We start from the raw sequence: 17,578 nt of genomic DNA on the forward strand, positions 1-17,578 counted from the left end.
CTGTTAACCTCTGTTATTCATAGCTGAGATATGGCAATAAGCGGACGAAGCTCTTCAATTAATGCCCGGTCTGCCAGATCATCGGAGAACGCTGTGGCACTTCCTGATGCCACACCGGCACGGAATGCTTCCAGCACATTCCCTGTCAGCGACAAGGTGCCCACGAATCCGGCAATCATCGAATCTCCCGCACCTACTGAATTCCTAACCTGGCCCTTAGGAGCGCTGGCATGGTAGACTTCTTGCCCTGTAATGAACAATGCGCCTTCGCCAGCCATGGAGACCAGTACATGCTTGGCCCCGCCCGTAAGCAGCTTGCGTCCGTAAGTGATAATCTCCTCCCGGGTGCTGATCTGAACTCCGAACAGCTCTGCCAGCTCATGGTGATTCGGCTTGACCAGCAGCGGTCTCTGGGATAAGGCGTCCTGCAAGGCCTGCCCGGTCGTATCAATAACGAACTCCGCACCCTTCTGCTTGATTACTGCAATCAGTTTGCTGTAGAAATCTCCGCCCAGCGAAGGTGGCGTGCTGCCTGACAGAATCACTATGTCACCCGGCTTCAGGGCTTCCAGCTTGTGCAGCAGCGAAGCCGTCTCGGTCTCCGTAATGACAGGACCGGCCCCGTTAATCTCCGTCTCCTGGCCTGCTTTAAGCTTAATATTGATCCGGGTATCGTCCGCAATATGAACGAAGTCGCCGGATATCCCTTCCTGGCCCAGCCAGGTGTCAATGTAGCCGCCGGTGAATCCGCCAAGAAATCCGGTGGCCGTATTCTCCACACCGAGCTGCTTCAGAACACGGGATACGTTAATTCCCTTCCCTCCAGGCAGCTTCATATCGCGCTTCATCCTGTTGAGTCCGCCTAGTGTTAGCTCTTCTACCTCCACGATATAATCGACGGAAGGATTGAGTGTCACCGTATAGATCATCATTCATCCCTCATTTATAATGTTTGTCTTCCCATCCCATCACACCAGTGTATAATCCACATCCAGCTTCTCAAGCTGCCTACGGAAGCTATCCGGAATCCCCGTATCCAAAATGCAGTGGTCCATCTCCTGCAGATCTGCGACCTTACAGAAGGAGATCTGCCCAATTTTGCTGTGGTCGGCCAGCAGGATCGTCTGCTTCGCTACCGCGATCATTTTGCGCTTGGTGGCCGCTTCCAGCATATTCGGCGTCGTAATCCCTTCGCGGATATCCAGCCCGTTGGTGCCGAGGAAGGCCTTATCTACCCGAACCATATCCAGCGAGCGTTCGGTCATCGGTCCGACAAAAGCCATGGTGTCCGGCCTTAGCATCCCGCCTGTAATAGACACCTCAATATGGCGGCAGTCCTTCAGCTCGTTCAGCGCCATGATTGAGTTGGTAATGACCTTGAGATTGCGGAACGATTTCAGCGCCCGGGCAATCTGCAGGGTGGTGGTACCTCCGTCAAGGAGAATGGCATCACCATCTTCAATCATCTCCACAGCCTTCCCGGCAATCCGCAGCTTCTCTTCTAGGAACCGGTCTTCCTTGTCAGGAACCGCCGCTTCAAAGTTCACACTCTGCAGGGACACCGCCCCGCCATGCGTACGCTTCAGCAGCCGCGCCTCCTCCAGCTCCTTGAGGTCCCTGCGGATGGTGGATTCAGAGACGGACAGCTCCTGGCCCAGCTCCTGAACCGAAGCTCTTGTATGCTTCTCGACAAACAGCAGAATCATCCGTTTGCGTTCTTCTTCAAACATGCAGCTCACTCCTTAGGATGTGCAGCTACCCGCTGCCGGATTCCTATATATACAGTAACTACTGAATTGAAAGATAAGATGATACGATGACTGGATTCAAATCACTTGTGACTGATGTTGATCATTTGTGCTCATTTATGATTGTAACAGCGTTTTCATGAACTGTAAAGAGGCTTTCTCTGCTTATTTTTCGCCATAAAATCATGAGTTTAACCCTAACTTTCCAGCCGGATACACTATTGCTGTAAGAATTGGCGTATGCTCTGCTCATTTATGCTCATTTCAGCCTCGTAACTATATCATCCGGTGCGGCAAATTACCTCCCGATTGCCCATTTCACAATGGCAGCGAGCGACATATTTATATTACATATGGGGAAAAGCGGGTGAACAGGAGATGGCCTATTACAATAACAACGGATATGGCAGCGCGGGCGGTAACGGCGGTAATGGCAGTAGCAGCGGCATTAACGGCCACGGAGGGGGCGGCAGTGACGGCCCAGTAGAAACCGAGGAGCTCAGTGCAGAGGATTATGCGATTATTGCCGCCGGCTTCGGCGTACTCGGGGAACTGTTTGCTTTTTTCTCTCTGGTAAAAGCCAAGCAGGTGACCAAGGAAACAGGCGGACAGGTAGGTGCCGGCATCGACCCGGTGCTGTTCGTACAGAACCGCAAAAAAAAAGCAGCCAGACGAAAGTCCCGCCGGCTGCGTTGATCCCTTATATTTTCCGAACCCATCGCTTACTTCAAAGGTATGACCTCATGCTTCGCAAATATGACCTGCACCTTCTCCCTCAGCTCCTCTTCGGGCAGAAGGACAATGACAATAATATGCTCCAGATCAGCATGCTCCGCATACGCCTCCGCGTCATCTTGCGGAATCCCCATTCCGATCAGGCTGACCGCTAGGCCGTCTGTCTCCAGATCCGCCCCCGCGAGCTTGCGGGCTGCCGGACCTGCTGCGACCGCAGAATCCGCGACCATATCCAGGCCTACCCCAAGCCCGCGGGCTGTACCGTACAAGCCATTATTCCCCTGCCCCGTCTCCACATCTCCAATCGCGGCATCCTTGCTGATGATCTCCAGCGTGTTCTTCTGCTTCGTGACAGCAGAGATATGCTTCGCCTTGATCCCATTCTTCTTCAATTCTTCGATCGCCAGCACCGCATCACTCCGGTGTCCAAAAATCCCCAATACCAATGTTGGCATGCGGCATCCCTCCTCTTACAGCTACTGCAATATTACCACTCTGCTACTGCGATATTACCACTCTGCCTGTGGCTTGAATCCCGCATGTGGCGGCGGCTCCCGGTCAGGTCTGAATCAATCTCTTCTAATTGGGTTATAAAGATACGTATACATAAACATAACTTAAGAGATAGGGGGGGGCTGCTGTGCTTCAAAGCAAGTATTTTCGGACCTGCCTGGCCATTATCGCCTTTTTGACGATTCTGTACCTGGGCTCGAAGGTCATTTTTCTGTTCACACCGCTGGTATCTATCATTCAACTGCTGCTCGTACCCATGATGCTGTCGGGCTTTATGTATTATCTTCTGCGGCCGATTGTCAACTATCTGGGGACCAAAAATGTTAACCGCGGGCTGTCCGTCCTGCTGATTTATCTTGTGTTTACCGGACTGTTCGTCTTATTCTGGGTGCTGGTCTGGCCTACACTGCGCGAGCAAATCCAGAACTTCATTGACAATACGCCTTATCTGGTCGAGGGTATTCAGAATCAGTTCAACAAGCTCCAGAATGATCCGTCGTTCTCCCGCTTCTTCAAGGGTGACACGGATGTGACCACACGCCTGACGGAGTATGTGAACAGTGCCATTAACTGGGTGACCAATTCGATGTCCAATCTGATCACAGTGATCTCCAGTATTGTCGTGGTTATCGCTACCCTGCCGATCATTCTCTATTACATGCTGAAGGACGGGCACAAGCTGTCACCGATTCTTCAGGGCCTGATTCCGAGAAAGTACCGCAAGGAAGGCCAGGAGATGTTCAAGGATATTGACTCTGCACTCAGCGGCTTCATCGTTACACGTGTCCTGCTTAATGTGGTGCTGGGCATCTTGCTATACATCGGATTTTTGCTGATCGGCCTGCCTTATTCTCTGCTGCTCGCCGTGATCTCCATCCCGCTGAATTTCATTCCCTATGTGGGCTCGCTGCTGGCGGCGGTTCCGGTTGTTATCGTGGGGTTCATAGAATCGCCTTCTATGGCTATCTGGTCAGCGGTCGTCATTCTGATCGCGCAGCAGATTCAGGATAACGTGCTGTCACCGGTCATCTATGGCAAGTCGCTGGATGTTCACCCGTTGACAACAGTGCTGCTTGTACTTGTGGGGGGCGACTTCTATGGACTGATCGGCGTCCTCATTGCGCTTCCGGTCTATATGATTATCAAAATCATCTTCCTGCGCATATACGAGATCATTATCGCTGAACGGGTGGATCAACCCGTACCCGAGCCAAGTGCTCCGCCGGGGATTGAGATTGAGATCGTCAAGGACGATAAGGTATAGTAAAACAACCCCACAAAGCGGGGCTTTAGCGTAGGTGATAACTCAGGTACTTTGCGGGGGCTCCAAAACATATAAATTCTTATCTTTTAATAAAAAGCCCTCCGGCGCTGATGATCTCCGCGCCGGAGGGCTTTTCAATGTACACGCTTGAATGTATCCAGAGTTTAGCCCCGCAGCGAGCGGACCACGAAAGTGTGGTTGCCCTTAGGCAGGTTCTGCCCGCCATGCAGCGTCACGGAGCCTTTGGTATGTGCGATGATCGTCGCATTGAATGCCACCAGCTGGTCCCCTTTCCAGACAGTAACCGCTGATTTGAAATAGACGGCATTATCAAACTGCAGACGTTCTCTCATGATATATCCGACCGAATGGAGAACCGGGGGCAAAGCCCTCTCTTTGGGAGCCAGAGCTTTGATGTACACAATATCGCGGAAAGGGACGGCAATCTCCTGATGCCCGATGACGGCTACCGAAGCTGCAAGATCCCATCTACGCAGAACGCCTTTCATGATCGTATATGGCTGCTCGCCGCAGTACATAATGACCGGTCTGCCAACCCAATGCTTCATGGCTCCACGCCCTTCCCTGTGCCTGAACTACTTATACCTTCGGTATGGACCAGTCTATGCCCTTAAGCCCATGCTGCTCCAGATACTGGTTGGCCTGAGAGAACGGGCGGCTGCCGAGAAATCCGCGGTGTGCAGAGAACGGGCTCGGATGCGGAGACTGGATCACCTTATGCCTGCTGCGGTCAACTACCGCGCCCTTGAGCTGGGCATGACTGCCCCACAGGATGAACACCATCGGTTCTGTACGCTCGTTCAGCTTCTCCATAATAGCATCCGTGAAGGTCTCCCAGCCCAGCCCCTTATGCGAATTCGGCTGGCCCTCGCGTACTGTCAGGACGGCATTGAGCATCAGCACGCCCTCTTCCGCCCAGTGCAGCAGCGATCCGTGGCCCGGCACCTCTATACCGAGATCACTGTGCAGCTCAGCGTAGATATTGCGCAGCGACGGCGGAATCCTTACACCCGGCTCTACCGAGAAGCTAAGGCCATGGGCCTGTCCTGCGCCGTGATAGGGGTCCTGTCCGAGAATCACTACCCGGGTCTTGCTGTAAGGCGTCAGCTTCAGCGCCGAGAACAGCTTGTCCTTCGGGGGATAGACTGTATACTGCTTGTACTCGCGTGCCAGGGCATAGCGCAATTCCTCAAAGTAAGGCTTCTGCGTCTCTTCCTGCAGCACTTCATCCCAATCATTGCCAAACATTCGGTTCTCCTCCCAATTACCCTGCTATTAGTATTGTTTCATTACCTGTTATTAACCAGAATAACAGGAACTTATTTGCGGCCATAGTCCGCCTTGATCTCGCCCCATGACTTCGTCTGCCATTTCAGCACCTTGTTGTCATAAGTATGGCTGCGCAGCCAGCTCTCCGCCCGGTCAATCAGCTGCCAGATCTCCTCTGTAGAGGCATCCCGGGGCAAGGTCGTGGCCACCTTTTTCTGCTTGACCCATTTCATTGCATTGACAGAATCACTATAGACCGTCTTGCTGCTGCCTTCCTGCTTAAGATGAGCCAGCGCATGCACAATCGCCAGGAACTCTCCAAGGTTATTAGTCCCTTTGCGGATCGGACCGCAGGAGAAAATCACATCCCCGGTCTGGGTATCTACGCCTTTGTATTCGACCGGTCCGGGATTCCCCCGGGTGCCTACATCCACGGAGATACTGTCATAATCAATCTCCTCAGATGTCTCCACGCCGGCACTCCGGCTCCAGGACTTGCCTGATTTGCTTGTGCCGGACGCCCCTGAAGCTGCAGCACCGGTTCCCCAGTTGCCCTTCCAGCCTGCCTTGAAGGCTGTCTCAGCCGCCGACTTGCTCTCATAAGACTTATATTTCGCTCCGGTATAATGATCCGTCTGCGCCTGGCATTCCGCCCATGTATTGTAGACCCCGGGCTGCTTGCCTTCCCATACAACGTAGTATTTCTGCTTAGCCATTCCTGTTGCTCCCTCCTGCCGATGTAACCTTATCCAGAAATCTATTGTAATGCATACCGCGTTCATATTGAAGCCTGAACACACTTACACGCCTGCTGCCAGCACGAATATATATTGGATAATTACCGGCAGGCGCGTTCATACTAATACGGCAGCTTAGTCCAGCACAGCCAGCGTAGTATCAATAATGGTCTGGAGCTTGCCCGTATCCTGCGTTGCCTTGACCATAACCCGCAGTCCAACCAAGGCATTGTGCAGATAAGCTGCAAGCGCGGGAGCCGCATGCCGGGAGGAGAGTTCTCCGGTCTCCTGTCCATGCAGGATCAGCTGTTCCATTAATCTCTCGGTATTCAACAAAGCCTCATTGGCCCGCTCAGCAGCTTCCGGATCATGATTGGACAGCTCCACTGCCGTATTCACCAGCATACAGCCCTTCGGCTCCGCTTCACTTCTGTGAATTGTGGCTTCGAATAATAGGCGGATGGCTGCCTTGGCAGAGGTGAAGCCCTCGATCCGGCTCTCCAGCCGGGAGCTTTGAAGGGATGCAAAGCGCTCCAGCGCTTTTATATATAAGGTATGCTTGTCTCCAAAGGTGTCATACATGCTTCGCTTGTGAATTCCCATACCGGTTACAAGGTCCTGCATGGAGGTCTTCTCATAGCCCTGCTGCCAGAAAATCGTCATTGCCTTGAGCAATACATCATCAATGTCAAACTCTTTGCTTCGCGCCATGATCATGCTCCTTTCGCGGTCTATTTTACCATTTATAGAACGATCGGTAAATATTATTGTAGCAGTGTTAACTAAATCACATTAATTCCGCACCAATCATTCTATATTAATTTCAAGGAAAATACCATCAGCATTACACACCTAAAGGAGGTTAACACAATGAGAAAGTTCGCAGTAATACTGGCGGCATTCACCCTGACCCTGCTTATCGGATGCGGCAACGCAAACAAAGATGCAGGCAACACGGGCACAGCAGCGAACACGGGCAATACGGTGGCTACCGCTGCCCCGGATGCAGTCACTTCAGCTTCGGTAGTCGATAACGGGGAAGCCTTCAAGAAGGCGATCAGCAAGGACGGCACCTGGATTGCAGCTACGCTGAAGGACCTGAGCTTCTCCGAGGAGCTTGTGCTCGACGGACAATTCATCCATAAGGAAGAGCCTGCCCGCAAAATCGCGCTCTATACCCAGGATGCCGATCACAACATCACGAACTCCTTCAAGCTCACCGCGCCCAAATTAACGATCCGTAGCGAGAATGCCCGGATTCAGGGAGGGACCTTTGTGGGTGATGTCTATGTAGAGGCTAACGGCTTCGCCGTCGTGAATGCCACCATTGAAGGTAATGTCTATTTCTCCGATGACAAATATCAGGCTACCTATTCCGCAGCAGACCAGGGTAAGGTAACCGGCGTCACCGAAGTGAAAAAATAATGCGGCAGGGTGCGGGGTGTTCCTCTTCGGGCAAGCGGCCGGGGAGAATACCCCTTTTTCTTGTTGTCGCCCGCGAAAAGAGGTGCTGGCCTAATGAAATTCATCCGTAAGTATGCTATCCTTCCCCTTCTGCTCCTGATGCTCTCCTCCTGCGGCGGACAGGATGTAGCGGAGCCGGAGCCACAATACCGGATTCAGTCCGGCCATGATCTGAAGATTCTGACAACGAGTGACACCCATTATTTAGCGCAGGAGCTAAGGGATCTCGGACCTGCCTTCCAGCAGTTTCTGGCTGCCGGTGACGGCAAGCAGCTCGGCTACAGCAAGGAAATGCTGGAGGCGCTGGGCTATGATATCGGAATCCGCAAGCCGGATGTGGTGATTATCAGCGGGGATCTCAGCAACAACGGGGAAGAAGCCAGCCATAAGGAGCTGGCCGGACATCTGAAGCGCATCGAGCAAGACACCGGAACCCGGATCTATGTGATCCCGGGCAATCATGATATCCGGAATCCCTGGGCCCGGAGCTTCCGCGATAAGCGCCAATACGCCACAGATTCCGTGAGCGCCAAGGCATTCCGCCAAATCTATGGCAGCTTCGGTTATGATGAGGCCCTGCTGAGAGACGAAGATTCGCTCAGCTATCTGGCTGCCCCTTCAGAGGAGCTATGGCTGCTCATGCTGGATACTGCACAGTACGGAGACAATAAAGCGCTGGGCCATCCCCAGCTGGAGGGCCGGGTCAGTGACCGGACCCTGGAATGGATCGCCGCCTGCGGTGCGAAGGCCGCTGCCGCAGGCGCGCAGCTCGTGACGGTCATGCATCACAGCCTGCTGAATCACAGTGAATTCATTCAGGAGGGCTTCACTGTAGAGGACCATGCCAAGGTTACAGATGCCTTGATGCAGAGCGGTGTACGGACGGTTCTCAGCGGGCATATACACATTCAGGACATCAGTGAATATAGCCATGACGGGGAGCGTATCTATGACATCGCCAGCAGTGCTTTATCTGTTTTTCCCCATCAATATGGACTCTTAACCTATTCCTCCGCCCGTCAGACTCTGGATTACAGCACACAGCGATTAGGGATGGAGCAATGGGCAGCAGCCACCGGCAATACCGATCCGAATCTGCTGGGCTTCAGGGCCTACAGTGAAGCCAATTTCCGCAAGCGGTCTATGGCCCGGAGTTATTCCCGTCTGGCTGAAGATCCCGCTTACGCCAGTTATACGGAGGCTGAGCTGAAGCAAATGGCTGACGTTGTCGGAAGGCTGAACGAGAATTACTTCGCAGGCTCTGCCAGTACGGGCAATGCCGCCGTGACCGCCACAGCAGGCTACCGGCTCTGGCAGGACGCCCCGGCAAGCGGAACGAGAAGCTATGTTCTGGAGATGGCCTCACAGCAGCCGAAGAACAATCATGAACTGCATGTCCAGCTTCCTCAGCGATGATGTTTGAAAAACTGGAAACAGGTGTAAAATAGACAAGTATGCTTACACCTACTGCTAAGGAGATGATGATCACCATGTTCACACGTATGGATGAGATTATGATAGAAATCCCGGACGTCGAGAAACCAGATCCTAATGCTGCAGCAGCCGTACAAGAGCTGCTCGGAGGCAAATTCGGTGAAATGTCAACACTCAATAACTACTTGTACCAGTCCTTCAACTTCCGCTCCAAGGACAAGCTGAAGCCCTTCTACGACCTGGTAATGAGCATTACCGCCGAAGAGCTGGGCCATGTTGAGCTGGTCTCCCACGCCGTGAACAAATGTCTAAGAGGTTCCACGGCTTATAAGAAACCGGATTCCACACCGCTTGCGGATGTCAAAGACGCACGGCTGTCTTATCATTTCCTGGCGGGCGCACAGGGGGCCATGCCGTTCGATTCGATGGGCAATCCATGGACCGGAGCCAATGTGTTCAACAGCGGTAATCTGGTGGAGGACCTGCTTCATAACTTCTTCCTGGAGTGCGGGGCCAGAACCCATAAAATGAAGGTCTACGAAATGACCGACCACCCTGCAGCCCGGGCGGTAGTCGGCTTCCTGCTTGTCCGTGGAGGTGTTCACGTGGTCGCTTACGCCAAGGCGCTGGAGATTGCCACAGGCGTCAATGTTACCAAGCTGGTGCCCATTCCTTCCTTGGACAACAAAGCTTTCAATGAAGCCAGAAAGTACGAGGAAAAAGGCGTTCATACGAAGCTGTACACCTGGAGCGATAAGGATTTCAGCTCCATTGACCAGATCTGGAAGGGTACTCATCCCGAGGACGGGCTTCCGCTTGAGGTTATTCAGGGCGTACCGGAAGGCTTCCCTATCCCCGAGGCCCCGGAAGTGAAGGAAGAATTCGCACCGGGCATCTCTGCCGAGGAATTCAAGGAGATTGCCAAACGGCTGAAAATGGCCGGGAATATTCATGACTAGCAGCCAGAGCCAAGCCTAGCGGATAATAGCACCCATAGAGAAGCGGATGTCCCGGAAGCCATGAACTGGCTGCCGGGACATCCGCTTTATTTGGGTATGGATACTTCTAAGATCTCTGCCTTATAACTCCGGCTCAAGCAGCAGTGAGGTATCGGCAACAGCCCGCCCATTCACAAGCAGCACAAGGGTATGCTCTCCGGGATAGTGCTTCCGTGTAGTCAGGTTGGCCCAGCGGTGGGTCCTTGTACCGGAGAGTCTGGTGCCGCCGGGCACGGTTTTGTCGGATAACAGAAACAGCTTGCGCGAGGTCTTGCCGCCGGCCTTGACGAAGTTGATTCCGTATTCAATGCGGATGCGCACCGGACCGCCCTCCCGGATCGTCAGAGTGTATTGCAGCTCACAGTGCTCCCCAATCCGCAGCTCGGCCGGTTCGGCCGTTAGGACAGCCGAGCTGACCAGCGGGGTGCCGCTCTCCTCCGGGGCATATCCGAACAGCTCCATGATCTCAGGGTCCGCCTTGCGGATCAGAGAGCGGCAGCCATGCCGCACAATCCAGTTCGTATTTACATTACTGCCCAGCCAGCGGCGGGCGGTAGCTATCACGATATCAGGGTGATCCTTCGCGATATCGTTCAGGTTGTTGGCTACACTTTTGCGTACATAGAGTGACGGGTCAGCCTTCAGCTTCTCCAGCAGCGGCAATAGCGGAGACGGATCGCGCTTGAACATCGGCAATGCCTGGCCCCAGGGCAGGCGGGGACGGCTGCCCTCGCTGGCGAGCCGCCGCACATGCTCCCCCGGATGCTCCGCCCAGACCAGCATTTGAGCCATCATCCGCTGCGGGTCACGAAGCAGGAACGGCCTGACGGCAAATTCCGCCGAGGACTTCGGGGTGAACCGCTCCAGCGCCTCCATCGACAGCTCCCAGTGCTCCTCACCTCCGCCATACACCTCTACGAAATCCGGGAAAATCAGATACGGGAAGCCGACACAGTCCTTATCTATCGCATACAATATCTTCAGCGCTTCCTCATAGTCCGGGGGCAGGCAGCTGCCCAGTGTCTCTGTAATCCTCCGCATCCGTGCCTTCAGCTCCAGCTCCTCCCACGGCTCCCTCATCGCCTCAGCCATGAAACGGCCTAGCTCGAACGAACCGTAGACGGCTTTAATCTTCATTCCCAGGCTATGCAGGAATTCTTGGTTGTACATTGCTTTCAGGGGTTCGGCCATTCTTGAATTCCTCCTGCTGATGTAATTGGATTCTCTTATAATGAGAGCATACCATACGAACCGGACATCCCTGTGTCAACTTTCGGCTGGATATATATATACACCAAGTATAGCCTATGTTCAAATCCGGCAGCCTGTCGTACAATAAGATTTAAGTTTTTTCGCTGACAATGAACTTATTTGATGAAAGGACTGGGACTTTTGCCACAGACACTTGTTAAAAACATTGATTTTTTCGTAGCCGCACTGTCACAGACCTTCGTATCCGCCCTCCAGCTTGACCCTGACGGAATGTACTCCCAGGTAGGCAGCGGAGTCGTTGACAAATTCTCTGATGAGTATGTCCGGCTGAAAAGATTCGACGGCACCACCTCGCATTACGCCCGCGATATTACGAAATTCCAGCATAACCATGCCTGAGAAGGCTTCGGGGTCTCTTCATCAAAGGAGAAACAGCGCTCGCCTGTGATCCTCCCTCCCCTCTTCAAACGCAGACCCTGGCCCCTGATCCGGGTCTGTTTTTGCGTTCACTTTTCACAAAATATTAACGTGTGCATTCCAATAAACTATTGACTTGACGCTGCTGGAGAACTAAACTGAAATCGTTAACAATTCCATGTACCCGGGGAGAACCTATGATTACCATCAAAGATATTGCCCGTGTTGCCGGTGTGTCCCATACTACTGTATCGAGGGCGCTGAACGGCAACCCGCTGATCAAGAAGGCCACCCGGGATAAGATTGAACGGATTGCCGCCGAAATGAATTATGTGCCGAATTACAGTGCCAAGAGCCTGGTCACCAAAAGATCGTTCATCATCGGCCTGTTCTTCTCCAGTATTGAGCAGGGGACTTCCTCAAGCTTCCTGGTGGATGCCATCAAGGGCATTACGCACAGTCTCGATGAGAACTATAATCTGACGGTGAACGGGATCGACGGTGTGCAGCATTTCAGCAATATTCAGCCGCAGCGCTTCGACGGCATTCTGGTCATGAGCCAGAGCGATGAAGACAATGCCTTCATCTATCATGTGAAGAAGACCGGCATTCCGCTAGTGGTGCTGAACCGCCAGCTGGAGGACCCCGGCATCATGAACGTGGTCGCCAATGACCGCGAAGGCGTCAAGGAAGCGATTGATTATGCTGTGCAGCAGGGTCACCGCAAGCTGGCTATTATTGAAGGCAAGCCCGGCTTCAAGTCCTCAAGCGAACGGAAGCAGGGCTTCCTGGACAGTCTGATTGCAGGCCGGCTTCCACTGAATCCTGATTATTTTGCCCCGGGAGATTACAGCATTGAGAGCGGATATGCGGCGATGAGCAAGCTGCTTAGCCTGGAGGACCGGCCTACGGCTGTGTTCTGCTCCAATGATGATATGGCGATTGGCGCCATGAATGCCTGCTATGCCCACAAGGTGCAGGTGCCGGAGCAGATCTCACTGATCGGCTTCGATGATATGATGTTCGCCCGCTATACGAATCCTGCCCTGACCACAGTCCGCAAGCCGATTGCCGAGATCAGTGAGCTGGGCATTACCATGCTGATCCAGCTGCTTCAGCAGCCGGAGACCCCGCCGCAGCAGCTGTTCGTTAAGACTTCGCTGGTGGTAAGGGATACGGTTGCAGGAGTATAACTCTATTTCAACCCACCCGCTATTTTCTGCAGATACGGAGCCTTCCTGGACAAAAGAAGGAATTCCGGATCTTGCTTAAAATAAAATGTTAACGTGTGCAATTTATCACTGTATTCTAAAGGAGATCATGACCACTATGACAAACCGTTTATCCAGAAGCACTCACCCGGGGCTAACCCTCCATCCGGAACGGATGATTCAGTTCGGCGAAGGCAACTTCATGCGTGCGTTCGTAGACTGGCAGCTGCAGCAAATGAACAATCAGGGGCTGTTCAACGGAAGCGCTGTCCTCATTCAGCCCATTGCGCAAGGACCCGGAGGCGTAGCTGATCTGATGGCCGCTCAAGACAACCTCTACACCGTGCTGCTTAATGGCATCATGGACAACGAGACCGTCAATTCCCGCGAAATTATCAGCTCGGTCAGCCGGGTGATTAACCCATACATGGATTATGAAGCTTATCTCGCGCTCGCCGAGAATGATGATCTGGAGTTCATTACCTCCAATACTACCGAAGCCGGCATTGCCTATCTTCCAGGCGACCGCGCAGACGATGCTCCCCCTAAGAGCTTCCCGGGCAAGCTGACAGCGCTGCTCCACCGCCGCTTCGAGCTGGGCAAGAAAGGCTTCGTCATTATCCCCTGCGAGCTGATTGACCGCAACGGCGAGAAATTACAGGAGATTGTAGAACGTTATGCGGCTGACTGGAAGCTTGGTGCTGAATTCCTGCAATGGCTGAAGTCCGAGAACACCTTCTGCTGCAGTCTGGTGGACCGGATTGTCCCTGGTTATCCGCGTGACCAGGCTGCCGCCCTCGAAGCTGAGCTCGGCTATCTTGATAACGTAATGGTAACCGCAGAGCCGTTCCTCTTCTGGGTCATTGAAGGACCGGAGTCTCTGGCAGAGCGCCTGCCGCTGGCTAAGGCCGGACTGAATGTCGTGGTGACACCGGATATGACGCCTTACCGCGAACGCAAGGTTCATCTGCTGAACGGACCGCATACCGCTATGGTCCCTCTGGGCCTGCTCGCCGGTCTTGAGACGGTTGAAGACGTCATGAATGACGGTACCTTCTCCCGCTTCGTGAAGCAGTTGATTGAAGAGGAGCTGATCCCTATGCTGGATCTGCCTGCCGGGCAGCTATTGTCATACGCCGATGCCGTACAGGAGCGCTTCCGCAATCCGTTCATCCGCCATGAGCTGACCTCCATCTCGCTCAACAGCATTTCCAAATTCAAGGCCCGCCTGCTCCCGGTTCTGCTTCGCTACCAGCAGGAACGCGGCCAGCTTCCGGAGCGGATGACCCTCGCCTTCGCCGCCCTGCTGCTCAGCTACCGGGGCGACCGTATTCGCCGGCAGGACGGCGCAGAGGTACTGGCAGTGTTCGATCAGGCCTGGAGCCAGCCGGCCAGCTTCGTGAACACCATTCTTGGCGACAGCAGCCTGTGGGGACAGGATCTTACCCTGCTGCCGGGACTGGCTGATGCGATAGCCGCCCATTTGCATCAGCTGGAGCATGAAGATTCCCGCGCAGCATTACAGGAACTCGTCGGCTGAACCGGCGAGTTTGCACGAAGAAGTTCAGAGAAGCGCAGCTTACAAACTTTTAGGAGGGCCAACATGAAAAACTTAATGAAAATGAACCCGAGAGATACGGTAGCTGTAGCCTTACGGCCGATTGCTGCCGGAGAAGAACTCACGATAGACGGACTAACGCTTCAGGCCGCCCAGGAGATTCCGCAGGGGCATAAGATTGCCCTGACCGGTTTCAGCAGCGGAGACATCATTACCAAATACGGTTCCCCGATCGGCCATGCCACGGCTCCGATTGCCGCAGGCGACTGGATTCATACGCATAACATCAAAACCAATCTGTCCGGGGAGGAAGAATACGAGTATGTGCCTGATGTCCATCCGGTGATTTATCCGCGCCGTGATTTGACCTTCCAGGGGTACCGGCGGAGTAACGGCAAGGTGGGCATCCGTAATGATCTGTTCATTATTCCGACCGTGGGCTGTGTGAACGGCGTTGCCGAGCAGATGCTTCAGGAGTTCAAGGCCGAGCATCCCGATCTTGGCGGATTCGACAACCTGACCGTGCTGAAGCATCCTTACGGCTGCTCCCAGCTGGGCGATGATCACCGCATGACCCGCAGCATTCTGCTCGATGCCGTTAATCATCCCAATGCAGGCGGTGTACTCGTCTTCGGCCTTGGCTGCGAGAACAATATCGTCTCCGAGTTCCGCAGCATGCTGGGCGATTATGACGGGTCCCGGGTTAAGTTCCTGGTGGCCCAGGAGGTAGGCAATGAGCTGGAAGCCGGTCTTGTGCTGCTGGAGGAGCTGTATGAAGCCGCTGCGAACGACGTTCGTGAGCCGGTTCCGCTCAGTGAGCTGAACATCGGGCTGAAATGCGGTGGCTCGGACGGATTCTCCGGCATTACGGCCAACCCGCTGCTGGGCGCATTCTCCGACTTCATCATCTCTCAGGGCGGAACCTCGGTGCTGACAGAGGTGCCGGAAATGTTCGGTGCGGAGAAGGTGCTGATGGCCCGCGCTGAGAGCAAGGAGGTCTATGATGATATCGTCTCGCTGATCAATAACTTCAAGCAGTATTTCCTCTCTTACGGCGAGCCAGTCTATGAGAATCCGTCTCCGGGCAACAAGGCCGGCGGCATCAGCACACTGGAGGACAAATCGCTCGGCTGCACCCAGAAGGCCGGTTCGTCGCCGGTGGTGGATGTATTGCAGTATGGCGTGAAGCTGCGCAAAAAAGGGCTGAGCCTCTTACAGGCTCCCGGCAACGATCTGGTCGCTGCGTCTGCGCTTGCCGCTTCCGACTGCCAGCTCGTGCTGTTCACCACCGGCCGCGGCACGCCTTTCGGCAGCTTTGTGCCTACGGTTAAGATAGCAACGAACAACGACCTTTTTGCCAAAAAAGGCCACTGGATGGACTTCAACGCAGGCCCCCTGCTGGAAACGCCGATGGCCGATGTGCTGGAGGAATTCATCACGTATATCATTGATGTCGCCAGCGGCCAAAAAACACGGAACGAGCAGAATGAAGTGCGTGAGCTGGCTATTTTCAAAACAGGCGTTACCTTGTAGAACTTATTCCAATCCATTCAAAGGGAGATCCTACTCATGTTCCTAAACGAGGACTTCATGTTGTCCGGCGAAACAGCACGGCTACTCTTTCATAATCACGCCAAAACCATGCCCATTATCGATTACCATTGCCATCTGGACCCGCGCGAAATCTATGAGGACCAGCCCTTTGAGAATCTGACCGCAGCCTGGCTGTACGGCGATCATTACAAATGGCGGCTGATGCGTGCGAACGGCGTTCCTGAATCGCATATTACCGGCGACGCCTCTGATTATGATAAATTTCTGGCCTGGGCCCGTACACTGCCTAAGGCAGTAGGCAACCCTCTGTATAGCTGGACGCATCTGGAGCTCCGCCGTTTCTTCGGTGTAGAGGAGCTGCTGAATGAAGCCACGGCGCCGGCCATCTGGGAGAAGGTCAACCGCAAGCTGGCTGAACCGGGCTTCACCCGGCGCGGCCTGATCCGCAGCAGCGGTGTCAAGGTGATCTGCACCACCGATGATCCGGCAGATTCCCTGGAGTATCACAAGCTGCTGCAGGGGAGTGAGACCGCCTTCCAGGTGTTCCCGACCTTCCGTCCTGACAAGGCGCTGAACATCGATGCCGAAGGCTTCGCCGCCTGGACCCTTAAGCTGGAGTCGGCCTCCGGCCTGCCGGTCAAGAGCTATGCCGGGTTGCTGGATGCCCTGCGTAACCGGGTTGCCTTCTTCCACGAGCAGGGCTGCCGCCTGTCGGACCATGCGCTGGATATCCTGCGTTACGAAGCAGGTGCGCCTGAGATCGTTGAAGCTATATTCGCCAAAAGAATGCAGGGTGCTGTGCTGTCACCGGAGGAAATCACCCGCTACCGCACAGAGCTGCTGACCGCGCTGATCGGTTTCTATCATGACAAGGGCTGGACCATGCAGCTTCACCTGCATGCTTACCGCAACAATAACACGCCGATGTTCCAGCGATTGGGACCGGATACCGGCTATGACGGCATCAACGATCTGCCGCTGACCACAGCGCTGTCGCAGCTGCTTGACCGGGCCGAGAGCGGCAGCGGCCTGCCGAAGACGATCCTCTACTCGCTGAATCCCGGCGACTACCCTGCCCTGCTGGCTCTGCTGGGCTGCTACCAGAAGGACACCCCCGGCAAGCTCCAGCTTGGCTCCGGCTGGTGGTACAACGATACGCGCAGCGGCATGCGCCAGCAGCTGACCCTGCTGGCTGAGAACAGCCTGCTCGGCAACTTCGTCGGCATGCTGACCGATTCGCGCAGCTTCCTGTCGTATACCCGGCATGAATATTTCCGCCGGGTCCTGTGCGGGCTGCTCGGTGAACTCGCCGAACGCGGGGAAGCGCCGGATGACCTAGAAGTTCTGGGGGCTATGGTCCGGGATATCTCCTACAATAACGCAGCCGGATATTTCGGCTTCCAGACTGCCGGCAGCGAAGCCGGAGTCACCGTCTAGATGGAG

Annotated in this window: 18 protein-coding genes; 10 read left to right on the forward strand and 8 right to left on the reverse strand. The window is 54.3% G+C overall.

What is annotated here, in order from left to right; translation table 11 throughout:
- Positions 1-17 precede the first annotated feature (17 nt).
- Positions 18-929, reverse strand: coding sequence for a 1-phosphofructokinase (pfkB, locus tag NST69_RS20560; protein WP_339314923.1), 912 nt, complete (start codon positions 927-929; stop codon positions 18-20).
- 39 nt (positions 930-968) lie between these two features.
- Positions 969-1,730, reverse strand: coding sequence for a DeoR/GlpR family DNA-binding transcription regulator (locus NST69_RS20565; protein ID WP_036731798.1), 762 nt, complete (start codon positions 1,728-1,730; stop codon positions 969-971).
- A gap of 396 nt (positions 1,731-2,126) precedes the next feature.
- On the opposite strand from NST69_RS20565, the gene NST69_RS20570 reads away from it, so the two are divergent.
- Positions 2,127-2,444 (forward strand): hypothetical protein, encoded by a 318-nt coding sequence (locus NST69_RS20570; RefSeq protein WP_036731795.1) that lies wholly within the window; start codon positions 2,127-2,129, stop codon positions 2,442-2,444.
- Positions 2,445-2,470: 26 nt separating this feature from the next.
- Here the strand turns inward: NST69_RS20570 and NST69_RS20575 are convergent, their stop codons facing one another.
- A complete protein-coding gene (locus NST69_RS20575) occupies positions 2,471-2,938 on the reverse strand; it encodes a general stress protein (RefSeq protein ID WP_036731792.1) in 468 nt (155 codons plus the stop codon).
- A 185-nt stretch (positions 2,939-3,123) separates the two neighbouring features.
- On the opposite strand from NST69_RS20575, the gene NST69_RS20580 reads away from it, so the two are divergent.
- A complete protein-coding gene (locus tag NST69_RS20580; protein WP_051478588.1) occupies positions 3,124-4,260 on the forward strand; it encodes an AI-2E family transporter in 1,137 nt (378 codons plus the stop codon).
- 164 nt (positions 4,261-4,424) lie between these two features.
- Here NST69_RS20580 and NST69_RS20585 read toward each other — a convergent pair whose 3' ends face one another.
- The 4 genes from NST69_RS20585 to NST69_RS20600 all read right to left on the reverse strand — a co-directional run bounded on the left by NST69_RS20585 (position 4,425) and on the right by NST69_RS20600 (position 6,998).
- Complete coding sequence (locus tag NST69_RS20585) at positions 4,425-4,829, reverse strand: hypothetical protein (protein WP_036731789.1); 405 nt, start codon at positions 4,827-4,829, stop codon at positions 4,425-4,427.
- A 31-nt stretch (positions 4,830-4,860) separates the two neighbouring features.
- Complete coding sequence (gene ung / locus NST69_RS20590; protein ID WP_036731786.1) at positions 4,861-5,529, reverse strand: uracil-DNA glycosylase; 669 nt, start codon at positions 5,527-5,529, stop codon at positions 4,861-4,863.
- 71 nt (positions 5,530-5,600) lie between these two features.
- The gene (locus NST69_RS20595; RefSeq protein ID WP_036731783.1) at positions 5,601-6,266 is read right to left on the reverse strand and encodes a ribonuclease H family protein; all 666 of its coding nucleotides are present in this window, start codon (positions 6,264-6,266) and stop codon (positions 5,601-5,603) included.
- Positions 6,267-6,422: 156 nt separating this feature from the next.
- Positions 6,423-6,998, reverse strand: coding sequence for a TetR/AcrR family transcriptional regulator (locus NST69_RS20600; RefSeq protein WP_342546998.1), 576 nt, complete (start codon positions 6,996-6,998; stop codon positions 6,423-6,425).
- Between the two features lie 159 nt (positions 6,999-7,157).
- Here NST69_RS20600 and NST69_RS20605 point away from each other — a divergent pair, with 159 nt between their 5' ends.
- The 3 genes from NST69_RS20605 to NST69_RS20615 all read left to right on the forward strand — a co-directional run bounded on the left by NST69_RS20605 (position 7,158) and on the right by NST69_RS20615 (position 10,144).
- The gene (locus NST69_RS20605; protein ID WP_339310545.1) at positions 7,158-7,712 is read left to right on the forward strand and encodes a hypothetical protein; all 555 of its coding nucleotides are present in this window, start codon (positions 7,158-7,160) and stop codon (positions 7,710-7,712) included.
- A gap of 93 nt (positions 7,713-7,805) precedes the next feature.
- On the forward strand, positions 7,806-9,167 hold the full coding sequence (locus NST69_RS20610; RefSeq protein ID WP_339310546.1) for a metallophosphoesterase: 1,362 nt from the start codon (positions 7,806-7,808) through the stop codon (positions 9,165-9,167).
- A gap of 74 nt (positions 9,168-9,241) precedes the next feature.
- Complete coding sequence (locus NST69_RS20615) at positions 9,242-10,144, forward strand: manganese catalase family protein (protein WP_036731772.1); 903 nt, start codon at positions 9,242-9,244, stop codon at positions 10,142-10,144.
- A gap of 120 nt (positions 10,145-10,264) precedes the next feature.
- Here NST69_RS20615 and NST69_RS20620 read toward each other — a convergent pair whose 3' ends face one another.
- Complete coding sequence (locus NST69_RS20620; protein ID WP_342546999.1) at positions 10,265-11,374, reverse strand: hypothetical protein; 1,110 nt, start codon at positions 11,372-11,374, stop codon at positions 10,265-10,267.
- A 201-nt stretch (positions 11,375-11,575) separates the two neighbouring features.
- Here NST69_RS20620 and NST69_RS20625 point away from each other — a divergent pair, with 201 nt between their 5' ends.
- The 5 genes from NST69_RS20625 to uxaC all read left to right on the forward strand — a co-directional run bounded on the left by NST69_RS20625 (position 11,576) and on the right by uxaC (position 17,572).
- Positions 11,576-11,794, forward strand: a complete 219-nt coding sequence (locus NST69_RS20625) for a hypothetical protein (RefSeq protein WP_339310548.1) — start codon at positions 11,576-11,578, stop codon at positions 11,792-11,794.
- A gap of 215 nt (positions 11,795-12,009) precedes the next feature.
- Complete coding sequence (locus NST69_RS20630) at positions 12,010-13,005, forward strand: LacI family DNA-binding transcriptional regulator (RefSeq protein ID WP_339310549.1); 996 nt, start codon at positions 12,010-12,012, stop codon at positions 13,003-13,005.
- A 136-nt stretch (positions 13,006-13,141) separates the two neighbouring features.
- Positions 13,142-14,563, forward strand: a complete 1,422-nt coding sequence (locus NST69_RS20635) for a tagaturonate reductase (protein ID WP_342547000.1) — start codon at positions 13,142-13,144, stop codon at positions 14,561-14,563.
- A gap of 63 nt (positions 14,564-14,626) precedes the next feature.
- The gene (locus NST69_RS20640; protein WP_036731758.1) at positions 14,627-16,114 is read left to right on the forward strand and encodes an altronate dehydratase family protein; all 1,488 of its coding nucleotides are present in this window, start codon (positions 14,627-14,629) and stop codon (positions 16,112-16,114) included.
- Positions 16,115-16,150: 36 nt separating this feature from the next.
- On the forward strand, positions 16,151-17,572 hold the full coding sequence (gene uxaC, locus NST69_RS20645) for a glucuronate isomerase (RefSeq protein ID WP_036731756.1): 1,422 nt from the start codon (positions 16,151-16,153) through the stop codon (positions 17,570-17,572).
- The last annotated feature ends 6 nt before the right edge of the window (positions 17,573-17,578 follow it).

The organism is Paenibacillus sp. FSL P2-0089 (genome assembly GCF_038595095.1).
GTDB classification, from domain to species: Bacteria; Bacillota; Bacilli; order Paenibacillales; family Paenibacillaceae; genus Paenibacillus_AQ; species Paenibacillus_AQ silagei.